General features: G+C 39.6%; 7 protein-coding genes. 5 read left to right on the top strand and 2 right to left on the bottom strand.

The features are described from left to right. Positions 1-6 precede the first annotated feature (6 nt). Positions 7-1,857 carry a hypothetical protein gene (locus R9C00_21730; protein WPO34323.1) on the bottom strand — a complete coding sequence of 617 codons (1,851 nt, stop codon included), beginning with the start codon at positions 1,855-1,857 and terminating at the stop codon, positions 7-9. Between the two features lie 30 nt (positions 1,858-1,887). After that, the gene (locus R9C00_21725; protein ID WPO34322.1) at positions 1,888-3,738 is read right to left on the bottom strand and encodes a hypothetical protein; all 1,851 of its coding nucleotides are present in this window, start codon (positions 3,736-3,738) and stop codon (positions 1,888-1,890) included. Between the two features lie 463 nt (positions 3,739-4,201). Between R9C00_21725 and R9C00_21720 the strand changes: the two genes are divergently transcribed. The 5 genes from R9C00_21720 (at position 4,202) to R9C00_21700 (ending at position 12,971) form a co-directional block, all read left to right on the top strand. Further along, the gene (locus tag R9C00_21720) at positions 4,202-5,512 is read left to right on the top strand and encodes a radical SAM protein (protein WPO34321.1); all 1,311 of its coding nucleotides are present in this window, start codon (positions 4,202-4,204) and stop codon (positions 5,510-5,512) included. A gap of 214 nt (positions 5,513-5,726) precedes the next feature. Further along, positions 5,727-7,724, top strand: coding sequence for a thioredoxin domain-containing protein (locus R9C00_21715; GenBank protein ID WPO34320.1), 1,998 nt, complete (start codon positions 5,727-5,729; stop codon positions 7,722-7,724). Positions 7,725-8,292: 568 nt separating this feature from the next. After that, the gene (locus R9C00_21710) at positions 8,293-11,646 is read left to right on the top strand and encodes a two-component regulator propeller domain-containing protein (GenBank protein WPO34319.1); all 3,354 of its coding nucleotides are present in this window, start codon (positions 8,293-8,295) and stop codon (positions 11,644-11,646) included. A 195-nt stretch (positions 11,647-11,841) separates the two neighbouring features. Further along, complete coding sequence (locus tag R9C00_21705; GenBank protein ID WPO34318.1) at positions 11,842-12,591, top strand: hypothetical protein; 750 nt, start codon at positions 11,842-11,844, stop codon at positions 12,589-12,591. Between the two features lie 134 nt (positions 12,592-12,725). After that, a complete protein-coding gene (locus R9C00_21700) occupies positions 12,726-12,971 on the top strand; it encodes a hypothetical protein (GenBank protein WPO34317.1) in 246 nt (81 codons plus the stop codon). Positions 12,972-12,989: the final 18 nt, after the last annotated feature.

Genomic DNA, 12,989 nt, shown 5'->3' with positions numbered 1-12,989 from the left:
AATAAACTACTCCTGATGCTCTTCTTTCCACTCCATTATTTCGATTGCTACTTCCCAGAGGAGGGTTCTGGAAACGTCTCTTCTGATCAGTGGCAGATAAAAGCTTTTATGTTCTGTCGAAGCTAACAATTGATGGGTTTTTCCATGATCAATTTTACAGAACACACTGTTTAGCTGCCATAAATAACATGTGCAATTCGTTCCTATGAACGGGATTGGCCCAGATTTAATAGTACAAATCTTGTTGTTTATTGTGAGTTTGGTTGCTGCAATAAAGGTTTGTAGATTTCTAAAGAAGCCTTGTAGGAAAAATATTAAAATTGGAAAATAGAGAAAAAAAGGTGTCGACGTTGTGCTTATACCGTATATAATAACTGTTGTCATTACCAAAAAGAATAAGATTCGAAAATAAGTTTCTATCTCAACTCTTTTCTTAAAGACAAATGTTAGTTCATCAGGGCTTGACTTCTTATAAATTCTCTTACCTAGTTTTTCATATCCCCTCTTTGAATTTGTGCTCTCAGAAAGGAGGGGTAAAGAAGCCTTTTTCTTTATTTTTTCAAGTGAATCCACAGTACTTAGTTCATCTATAATGGTCTGAAATGACAGATGTATAGCCCCATCAGGTGTGTTGTGGTATATGGCTTCCAAATCGTTTGTGGCAGTATCTTGGAGGTGGTTTTTTTCTTCAAAGGCTACTTTTTCTGGGTTAGAAAATATCTGTTTCAAGTACAAGAAGTACCTGTTTTTCTTTATTTTATGAGCCCTCTCTTTTTGGAATTTGATTTTATTTGTGATAGAGGCGAAAAAGAAAGAGAGCGTGAAAATGAAAGGGAGAATATGAATATTGATAATTGAAAAAATGAGATATTCCTCGGCTTCTGGAAGTGTAAGTAGTATACCTGAAGTAATGCAGATAAATAGGTTTATAACTATAATTACTGTGTTTTCAAACATGAAATTTTTATTCCATTCTTTTATCTCAAGCAAATTATTCCAAATAAACAGTTGCTCTGTTTTATTTGATGGCAAGGAGGCGTCTTCTGCACTCAAATTCGGGAAATGATAAATGAGTACGCCCTTGTCTGAGACCTCAATGTTTCCCTGATAATGGTGCATAAATAAGGTGATTTCCTTGTCTGCTTTAAGGCTATCCCAACCTGTAATCATAATAAGTTCAGAGACAGTTAGCCTTTTGTTATTGGAAAGAACGTATTGCAATACCCTTTTTTCTACTGCTAATATGTCATCAACTTGGTTGGTTTTTTCTCCGAAAACAAACTCAAATACTGTTCTGAATAGGTTCGGTCTAAATTTATTGAAGGAGAAAATATATTCCCGTTTTCCAAGAAAAAACTTTTTGATCTTATCTAGGATGCTAATATTGTCAAATAATGAAGTGTAATCGTATAAAATAGCATAGATAAACAAGGCTAGGATAACAGGTACGATACCCTTTACAAATGACCAGTATAAGGTAGGACCTATTCCCACCAAATAAGGAAAATAAACCAACGCATTGTAAAACAGCATAAACGTGATAAAGCCCATAAACACCCACTTGGCGAGCTTTTTCCCAAGCTTTTTTGCCTCTTTCCAAAAGTCCTTTTTCCCCACCACATCCGAAAAGTCGAACTTGTAGGAGAGGTTGTGGTCGGCATCGGCTTTTAGCACGCATTGGTAAGTGCCAATGAAGTCTTCGAGGGCATCTTCCACGTCGTAAACCGAAAGCCCTGTTTCCGTCACTATTTCGTGTTTGGTCGCGGCTGTCTTCCTTTGTTTGAGGAAAGCTTTCACCAAACTTCTCACTTTTTCGTCGGACTGGTTGCCGACCCTGGCAGATGTGTGTTGAGCCATTTATTGTTTCTTGCTGGTTGGTTAATTAAACTATTCCTGATGCTCTTCTTTCCACTCCATTATTTCTGTGGCTATTTCCCAGAGTAGGGTTTCATTACTTTCTCCTTTAGCAATTACTTTGGTGAATTTTTGCCCATGTACGTTTGCCGCTAATTGGAAATGTTGCTGAGCTTTCTTTCGGCAATATAAATTTTCTACAAGAGCTAATTCAAATGTTTGATTCCAAGCAAAAGGAAACGGTTTGCTTTTAGTGCGGAGGGTAGTTTCTTTTACATCAACTATAGTAGAATTAATAAACTGTGAAGCCTGTTTGAGAAAAAGAAAACCTGAGTAAAGTAGGAATGTACTTGCTACTACCCAGGAGCCTTCCACATAGATGGTAAGCGTGACAAAGGCTAAGAAGATTGCAAAAAAGAGTACTAAGCGTATGTGAGAAAACAAATCGACTCTTTCCTTCAGAATATAAGTCATTCCATTTGAATTAGTTTTTTTCAAAATCCACTTACCCATATTTGTAAATGGGCTCTCGGCTACTTGCGTCTTGAAATCAAATTGGGCTAAAGATTTAACTTTCTCCAAATTGCCAACTGTTTCCAATTCATTTGTAATTCCATGAAATGATGCATAAACATTGCCTTCTGGAGTATGCTCAAATGTTGCATCTAGCTCGTTGAAGGCTTTGTCTTGAAAGGAGCAGTTTTCTTTGAAGGCAACTTCTAGAGGATTTGAAAAAACTTTTTTGAGATACAGATAATACCTGTTCCGTTGTAGCTTGTCAAGCATATTTTTCTTGAATTTCCACTTCCCATAAATGAAAATGGCGAAAAAGGTAATGGAGAAAATCAAGGGTAAAAAATGGATGTTTATATTTTTAGATAAAAAATTGAACTCTCCGTTGTCTGGTGATATGATAAATGCTGCAGATGCTGATAATATAAAGGCATTCAGTACAGTTATAAAGCCATTTTCATAGATGTAATTGTTGTTCCAATCCTTCCGTGGGGTCAAATCATTCCAAATCAGTAAGTTGGAAATTTCTGCTTGAGATGTGGTTGCTTCCAACTCTAAGTGAGGAAAATGATAGATTAAAACCCCATCTTCATTCACTGTAACATTACCTTCGTAATGATACATGAATTTGGTGATTTCTTTGTCAGCTTTATCGGTATCCCATCCTGTCAGCATTATTAGTTCTGGTAGCGTAAGTATATTATTATTGTTTTTGACATACGTCAATACCCTTTTTTCCATTTCCAATACTTCATTTTCTTGCTTGTTTTCCCCAAAAGCAAAGCTGAAAATAGTTTGGAATACATTTACATTGATTTTATCTCTTAAATAGAAATACATCCTCCTTCCAACGAAGAAACGGTAAACTTTTTGAAAACGACTGCCTAAGGTTATTTGGCTATTTTTATTTCCACCTTCTTTTTCACTTTTAGCATAAAAGTAAAAAGCAATCATTGAAAATAAGCCCAGAAAAAACAGCAAAAGCAGTAATTTCGGTGCGATGCTTATCAAATAAGGAAAATAAACCAACACATTGTAAAAGAGCATAAAGGTGATAAAGCCCATAAACGCCCACTTGGCGAGCTTTTTTCCAAGCTTTTGAGCCTCTTTCCAAAAGTCCTTTTTGCCCACCACATCCGAGAAGTCGAACTTGTAGGAGAGGTTGTGGTCTGCATCGGCTTTTAGCACGCACTGGTAAGTGCCTATGAAGTCTTCCAGGGCATCTTCCACGTCGTAAACCGAAAGCCCCGTTTCCGTCACTATTTCGTGTTTGGTCGCGGCTGTCTTCCTTTGTTTGAGGAAAGCTTTCACCAAACTTCTCACTTTCTCGTCGGACTGGTTGCCGACCCTGGCAGATGTGTGTTGAGCCATTTATTGTTTCTTGCTGGTTGAAAAAATCTTGTTTACATAGATAACGTGTAGGCAGTGGTTTATCACTCAAATATAGTGTTTGATTTTGCTTTGTTGATCAATATATTTTCGCTATTCTTTAAAATGCTCTTCTTGCTAACATATATTATCACTGCTTGGTGACAGATGTCTTATTTCATTGTCCGTAAAATGCTTTTTTCAAATTTCAGGTGCAATGTTTCGTTGTTTTGTGCTGTTAATAGTTGTTTTATGCCTTCTTATAAGCATGATTTATTATGGACATTTTTTATTGCTATTCATTATAACTCCCACTAACTTACACCACCATAGAAATAGATTACAGTTGAAATAACAAAATACTTATAACTGATCTAATCTGACTTTTTTGATTAAAACATCATGCAATTGCTGTTTTTATGCTAGTTGATGTATGATGCGTACTTTTTATCTAACTCAACTTTTTATGAAAATTTTGCTAATTTCTCCTGCCGTTGATGGCGAAAAAAGAACTAACAAGGGGCTGATGATGCCTCAACTTGCTTTGTATATTTTGGAAGGGCTTACTCCCAAGCAACATGAGGTAATAGTGTTGGAAGAAGAAGCTGAAGCAATTGACTTCGACCAGCCTTGTGACTTGGTGGGAATAAGTTTTATGACGGCTAATGCTCCTCGTGCTTATGAAGTTTGTGAAGAGTTTAAAAAAAGAGGAAAAACGGTAGTAGTTGGAGGGGTGCATCCTACCATTTTGCCCGAAGAGGCACTTGAACATGCAGATAGTGTGGTAGTTGGTGAGGCAGAAGGTGTTTGGGAACAGTTGGTGGAAGATGCAGAGAAGGGTGAATTGAAAAAGAGATACCACGACCCTATTCCAGATTTGGACAGGTATGTGCCCAAGAATTATAGCAAGATAATGAAGAAAGGTTTCTTCAAACTCATCCCAATAATGACCACTAGGGGTTGTCCCTACAAATGTGATTTTTGCTGCGTGACCAACCTTTTTGGCAAGAAAATCAGACATATGTCCATAGAGAATGTGGTGAGGGATATAAAGGAATCTGGGGCGAAAAATTTCATGTTTTTGGATGATAATATTATTGGCCATCCGAAGTATGCCAAGGAGCTTTTTAGGGCTATTAAGCCACTGAATATCCATTGGGTGGGGCAAGCTTCTGTTTCACTTTTAGTAAAAGACGATGAGCTGATGCAATTAGCTGCGGATAGCGGTTGCCAAGCCTTGTTTTTTGGCTTGGAGAGTGTTTCTGTAGAGCAGCTAAAGTCTATGAGAAAAGCGATAAAAGACATAGAGGATTTGGAAGCAGCTTTGTTGAAAATCAAAAAAATGGGTATTCTCATTCATGCTTCTATGGTGTTTGGTTTTGATAATGATACACCGAAGGTTTTTGATGAAACCATTGAGTTTTTGATCAAAAATAAAGTCAGTACAGTTTCTTTGAATGTGCTTACCCCGTACCCAGGAACGAAAGTTTACGATGACCTGAAAAAAGAAGGAAGACTGACTACTACCAATTGGAAGTATTATGATCATAACACAGTAGTATTTAAACCTAAAGGAATGAGCCCTTATGAGTTGCAGATGGGCAAGATAAACGCAAGGAAGAAATTTTATAGTTTCAGTTCGGTGCTAAAAAGATCGACAGGAAATATGTATAACCCTCTGATCTATTTTGCCACCAACTTCGGGCACATGAAACAGGCGAAAGTGGAAGCAGAAAGAATGGAAAGGATAAAAGACGATTTGTTTGAATTGGTTTGATGAGATTGCTGTAGGGTGGAATGTGAAATTCGTAAATGTGCTCGGTTGTCCACTTGCAGTTACAGGTTTCATGTTTCGGGTTGCAGGTTTTTGTAAATAACTTCTACCTCGCGCCCGCAACTTGTAACCCGTAACCCTTTTTTCTTTTCCCAAAACCATATCTTCGCTGTTAGGTTTCTCTTTTAACCTAATTATATACAACAGAAAGCGAGATATGGATCAAAGTCAAAAGCCCAACCAACTGGTAGAAAGTAGTAGCCCTTATTTACTTCAACATGCTTACAATCCCGTGGAGTGGTATCCGTGGGGCGAAGCTGCTTTGGAAAAGGCAAAGTCGGAAGATAAACCGATTATTTTGAGCATAGGCTATTCGGCTTGCCACTGGTGCCATGTGATGGAGCGAGAGTCTTTTGAAAATGAGCAGATTGCGACGATTATGAACGAGCATTTTGTGTGTATAAAAGTGGATAGGGAAGAGCGCCCCGACATTGACCAAATTTATATGGATGCGGTGCATGCAATGGGCTTACAAGGCGGTTGGCCGCTCAATGTGATGCTTACGCCAAGTCGAGAGCCATTTTACGGCGGGACGTATTTCCAACCGCAGCAGTGGGCAAACTTGCTCCAGCAGATAGCGAAGGCTTTTTCCGAACACCGACCTGAACTTGAAGAATCTGCCCAAAAGTTCAAAGCTCACCTGAACAAAAGCGATCTCGAAAAATACACCCAAGGAGAAGGTTTGGAGGGGATTGATCTGGAAATGCTAATGGATAGTTTCGATGGTTTTACTGAAAAATTTGATGCTGCCAACGGGGGAATGGAAGGCGCTCCTAAGTTCCCCATGCCTTCTATTTATAGCTTTCTATTGCGTTATTATGCCCTTACGGGAGATGAAAAAGCATTGCAACATACACTTTTTACCCTCGATGAAATGGCAATGGGGGGAATTTACGACCAGCTTGGCGGAGGCTTTGCCCGCTACTCGGTAGATGCTTTTTGGTTTGCCCCACATTTTGAAAAAATGCTGTACGACAATGCCCAATTTCTTTCGGTTTATGCCGAAGCATTTAGCATTACTGGCGACCCGTTTTTTGAAGGGGTGATCTACGAAACGGTGGCATGGCTAGAGCGAGAGATGCTCAGCCCCGAAGGAGCTTTTTATTCGGCACTGGATGCGGATAGTGAGGGTGTGGAAGGTAAGTTTTATGTCTGGGATCAGGATGAAATAGAGAAACTGTTGGGAGCTGAAGCGGCACGGTTTATAGGCACGTATGGCTTGGAAAAGAAAGGAAATTGGGAAGGGAGCAACATTTTGGCTTTGCATGAAAAACCCGATGAAGAGCTTTTGGCGAAGCTGGAAGTTTGGAAGGAAAAATTGTTGCCCGAAAGGGAAAAACGGATAAGACCTGGGCTTGATGATAAAACGCTGGCTTCGTGGAACGGGCTGATACTCAAAGGACTTGCCGATGCGTATTTGGCAACGAAAAGTGAGCTTTGCCTCCAGTTAGCGACTAAAAATGCTGCCTTCATTGAAGAAAAGCTGCTGGACGGGGCAAAGGTGTTCCACAATTATAAAAATGGAAAAGCAACCATCGATGGTTTTTTGGAAGATTATGCTGCTATTATCCAAGGTTTTCTAGCATATTACCAAATTAGTTTTGAAGAGAAATATTTGAAGCTTGCCAAGGACTTAACGGATTATACTTTAGCTAATTTTTACGATGAGGAAGAGAAGCTTTTCTTTTTCACCGATGCGAAATCGGAGAAGCTCATAGCAAGGAAAAAGGAAATAATGGACAATGTAATTCCCGCTTCCAACTCCATTATGGCGACGAACCTCCACTGGCTTGGGCTGATTTTCGATGATGTCGATTACACCCAACTATCGGAGCAAATGCTGTTGCAGGTGGGTAAAATACTTGGTTCGGAACTGCGCTATATGAGCAACTGGGCTGCTTTGGCATGCCTCAAACTAAGCGCACCTGCCGAAATAGCAATAGTTGGAGAAGAGTGCCATGTTTTTGCCCAAGCCATTTCGGAACGCTTTTTTCCTAACAAAATAATTTTGGCAACGACTGAGGATAGCAACTTGCCTTTACTCAAAAATAGAACCGCAGTAGACGGTAAAACCACCATTTATGTCTGTGAAAACAAGGCTTGCCAGTTGCCCGTCCATTCGGTGGAGGAAGCACTTGACTTGCTTCAAAACTGATTTTTATAAATCAAAAAAGAACTCTAACCGTTGGCGAAAAACCAAGGCTAAGCAACCGACTTATAGGTTGCCATATTTTGATGTCATCAAGTATTTTTTTTAAAGTATAATTTGCTGGTTTAGGCGAGCTGTATATAGTTCTGTCAAAAAAGAACCAGGAGGTCGGTATGGCGCTATCAATAGATAGGCTTGTTTTGAGGTATCTGATTCTTCCGAAAAATTCTTCCTTATTTTTTAGACATCATTTATACAATATACCCTCAGCTGCTTATTTCTTGACTAAACATTTACTCCATCGAGGGGTGTTTTTGGTCTGTTATTTCTCAACAAAAAGTCAATGATGGAAAATTTATGTCGATTTTCAGCTTTTAAAAGCTAATTCTGACGTTTCGCCTTAGAACTATTATTTGAGTTATAGAGATGTTTTTTTACTGACCAATAACCAATAGATACGAACAAAAGCACAATGAAAATAAGAAAAACGATATTCTTAGTAACCTGTTTTTGGGTTATTTCTCAATGTCTATTTGCCCAATATATTCCTGATAATACGTTTAAACATCTTTCAATGGATAATGGCTTGGCCAAGAACCATGTGGATGGCTTTGTGGAAGATGCCCGGGGGTATATGTGGATTTATGGCGAAGGTAGTGTGAATAGATACGATGGTTACAGTACAGTCCATTACTCTTACGACCCTAATGATTCTACAAGTTTTTACGGCTACCCCTATGATGCTTGTGTTGACAAGGCTGGGACGCTGTGGTTTCTTACCAGTTCTGCGCTTTTGAAGTACAATGAACCTACAGATGATTTTACTAGAATAGTAAGCTATAAGAGCCTTGAAGGGGAGAATATTGACCTAAGAGAGTTTAATAATATAGAAGTTGATAGCGACGGCAACTTGATTGCCAGCAAGGGTGGGAAAAGAATAGTACATGTAGATACAAAGACGTTATTATCGGAAGAGAGCTCTGTGCCTGTACCACAAGAAATTGAAGAAAAACAAGGCAATGAGAGCAAGGCGATCTTTATAGACAAAGAAGGGGTTTTATGGTATAATTTGGCTAATAGTTCATATTTGGTGATGAGCGTAAAGGGAGAGCCTGCGGTACTTTTGGATTATAAAAGCCTTGGTTTTGGAGAGGTGGGTCTTAATAAAATCCTTGATGATTATACAGGCGAAAATCTAATATTGATTCCTAATGCAAACCTCTCTTTTTTCTTTCTATTCAATAAAAAAGAGAGAACCTTCAGGAAGGTTAGGCATACTTGGAAAAATACTACTTATGTAAATAAGTTTCTTGCCGGAGCTGTTTCTTACGATGAAAATACAATACTGGTTGGGTATGTGGAAAATCTAGGAATAAGGTCTGTTAACCTAAAGACTGGTGAAATCAAAGAGTTTAAAAATGATATAAACTACCCCAATAGCCTTTCAAACAATAATATAGTGAGTATGTATCGGTCTTCTGATGGGCTTATATGGATTGGGACCCATTATGAAGGGGTCAATATATTAGACCCGAATTTGAAGCCATTTAGGTTGTACAAAAAACAAGGGTTTGATTTAGAAAACAGCTTGAGCTACAATATGGTTACGTCCTACTTGGAGGGGAAAGATGGTAGTATTTGGATAGGTACATTCAAAGGATTGAACAAATTTGATCCTAGAAGAGAGAAGTTTGAGCATTTTGTACACAGCCCTACCAAAGGAAGTCTCTCATCAGATGATGTATTGTCATTGGCAGAAACGGAAGATGGGACAATTTGGGTAGCGACATGGAATGGCGGGCTCAATAAGTTTAACCCTAAAACGGGTAAATTTAAGACCTATATGATGAACCAAGATAATCCCGAATCATTAGTTTGTAACCATGTAATGCAAGTAGCTGTGAGTGCAGATGATAAGATTTGGGTAGGATACAACTGGTGCGGAGAGACTGGGATTGCATTTTCATTGTTCGATCCTGTAACCGAAGAGTTTGAGCATTTTTCTTATTCGAGAGAGGAAGGTGTTCCATTGACCGATGGGCTAAATGTACTTTATGCAGATTCGTACAACAACTTATGGGTGGGTGCCCAAAAAGGATCGGGTTTATATGTGTTTAAATATGAAATAGATAAGGGGCAGTTTAAGCATTTTATTTTACCAAAGGATACGTACTTCGATAGCTTTGCAGTGGACTGTTTTTTAGAAGAGGGAGAGGGCAAAATGTGGATGGGTACACGAGGGGGAGGGCTTCTTTTGTTTGATGAGGAAACAGAAACGATAACACGCTATAATCAATATAGTCATGGTTTTCCAAGTAACGAGGTTAAGTCTATTCAAAAGGATAAAGAAGGCAACCTTTGGATGGGAACTGGAAATGGGTTGGTTAGGTTTAATCCGGCTTCGGGTGATGTAACAAGCTTTGGGGTGAAAGATGGGATGCAGAGTAAAGGGTTTGACGATGGGTCTTTGTATTCGAGTACGGGAGAAATGTATTTTGGGGGTGTGAAAGGGCTGAATGTTTTTCGTCCAGAAGAAATAAAATCAAACCAAAATATACCTCCAGTATTTATCACAAAATTTAATTTGTTCAATAAAGAGGTTACTTTCAAAGATGAGGGGTCTCCTCTAGAGGAAGATATTAGTAGCCTAGAGCACCTAACGCTTACCCATGAGCAAAATATATTCAGTTTGGAGCTTACTACGCTCAATTACACCAACCCTGAGCAAAACCGGTATGCCTACATGTTGGAAGGGTTTGAGCAAGATTGGAATTATATAGGTGAAAAAAGAACAGCAACTTATACCAATCTAAATGCAGGTGAATATGTTTTTAAGGCAAAAGCTGCTAATAATGATGGTTTGTGGAATGAAGAGGGTCTTTCTTTGAAAATAACGATCCTGCCCCCTTGGTGGGAAACTTGGTGGTTTAGGCTGATAGTAGGGGGGCTAGTGATAGGTGGGGCTTTTGGGTTCTATAGATACAGGACTTTTAAGCTAAAGGAGCAGAAAAAGCTTTTGGAGAGAAAAGTACAAGAGCGAACTTCGGAACTGCAAGAAGCCAATGACGAAATTCAGGTACAAAATGAAGAGATGGCCCAACAGGCAGAGGAGCTAGAACAGCAACGGGATTATTTGCAGGAGGCCAACGAGTCGATTTCCCAAAAGAATGAGATGATCACAGCGAGCATCAACTATGCCCAGCGTATCCAGCAGGCTATCTTGCCCTTGGAAGAAGAGCTTGCGCGCCAGTTCAGTGACCATTTTGTGCTTTTTCGTCCGCGGGATGTTGTCTCTGGAGATTTTTATTGGATGCACGAAGGGGACGGGGTGACTTATATTGCCGTAGTAGATTGTACAGGGCATGGTGTGCCAGGTGCTTTTATGAGTATGATAGGTAGTTCCTTGCTCAATAGGATAGTTGGTGAGATGAGAGTTACAGACCCTAAAGAAATCCTTGCTCACCTCCACCACAACATAGTGAAGGCATTACGCCAAGAGACGAGTAGAAACCGAGATGGCATGGACATGGGGCTCTGCGCCATCTATAAAAACAAGGGGCATCAAAAGGTAGTGTTTGCCGGTGCGAAGAGCTTTCTGTTTGTACAGTACCCTACCGCCCCGCTGGAGGTGTTTGAGAGCAGTCGTATGTCGGTAGGTGGAAGCAAGACCGAAAAGACCAGCTTCAGGGCAGAGGAGTTTTCTTTTGAGGAAGGAACGGTGCTTTATCTTACCACAGATGGTTACATAGACCAGCATCGGGCTTTGGACAGGAGGAGGCTTGGCAGGAAGCGCCTTAAGGAGCAGTTAGAGGTAGTCAAAGGTTTGGCCTTGCTAGACCAAAAGGTATACTTGGAAAAGTACTTGGATGAGTATATGGGAGATGAACCACAGCGGGACGACATCGCTATGATTGGAATAAAATTGTAATGTTTTAGTATCATAACAATGATACATTTCTCCTTCCGTAATATGAATCTATTGTGGAAGGTTTTTTTATGTCAATATACAGGCGTTTTCCTGCACACGGTGCTTATCAGTATTTTTGAATACTTCAAAATTGAATTTGTTACCATAAATCATCTTCTTGTTCGTTGGGAGGATATAAAACCTAACACATAGATCATGAAGTTGAAGTATATTTTATTCGCTGTCCTTTTGCCAATAGTAGGCTGTAGCCTTTTTGAAAAGGATGAGGAAAAAGAAGAGATTATTTTGCCTGAAACCCTCACTTTGGTGAAGGACAGGATAGGAAATACCTACGAAGTGGGTTACGATCAAGTAAGCAATACCAACCAAGACCCTTATGTACAAAAAACCGATGCGGCAGGAAATGTTAGTTGGCGGGTGGCTCATGCTATTTCAGGTTTGCGAGAGCAGGCGACGCTAGTTAACCTTGATCCTGAAGATAATCCATGGGTTGTTTTTTCGGTAAATGGTAGTGATAGTACAGATGCTTCTTTCCAAAAAAGGTACAGTCAAACGCATGCTTTTGATAGTGTGTTGTTTTCAGATTATGGCTACGGTGGTGGTGCTGAGGTGAGTATTTTGGCAAAGTTGAACCGTGAGAATGGGCAAATAGAAAAAGCGACGTTTTTGATAGCCCGAACCAAGGAAGGCAGTATCTTTTCTCCTTTTGAGACAAATTCTTTTCGTGTAAATGCTTTTGGGGTGGGGTATGAAAAAGTGGTAGTGGAAGCGCAGTCTTGGTACAGGCCTCCTTCTGCGGAAAGCACGGAAGATAACTTTGTGTTTCATCCAGCTGCGGTGAATGAACATGCCATTGGGAGCTATTGGGAAATGAGCCTCGTAATGCCACTGAACCTTTCAGAACTTCAGGAGATTGAGTTGACCAAAGCAGACTTAGTGGAGTAGATACGAACCCTGGCAAAACAATTTGAACAACCTGAAAATAGTTACTAAAATCTCTTAGGTGACACCGCCTACATCCGAGATGGGATGGATAAGGCCCTCTGTCCAATTCACAAAACACATCGAATCTTAAAGTCGTGTTTGAAGAGATGCAAGGCTTCGGGTTGGGATGTCAAAAAGAGTGCTTAGAGGTCTTTTTGGGCGAATTTATGGATGGAGGAGAGCCTCAAAGAGGTGATATAGCCATAGTTGCATTAAGCTTTAATGAACTTGGCTTATTTTCTAAGTATTTAGAGAAACTGCTTGTCGTGAATTTTGTTAAAAGTGTTGGAAAGCTTTTCGCTATAATAATAGGTTTTATGCCCCGTTCTCAACCAAGTTAATAATTGTTTTTTTATTAA

It is taken from the genome of Flammeovirgaceae bacterium SG7u.111 (assembly GCA_034044135.1).
Lineage (GTDB): Bacteria > Bacteroidota > Bacteroidia > Cytophagales > Flammeovirgaceae.
This window is presented reverse-complemented; position numbering and strand designations above follow the sequence as displayed.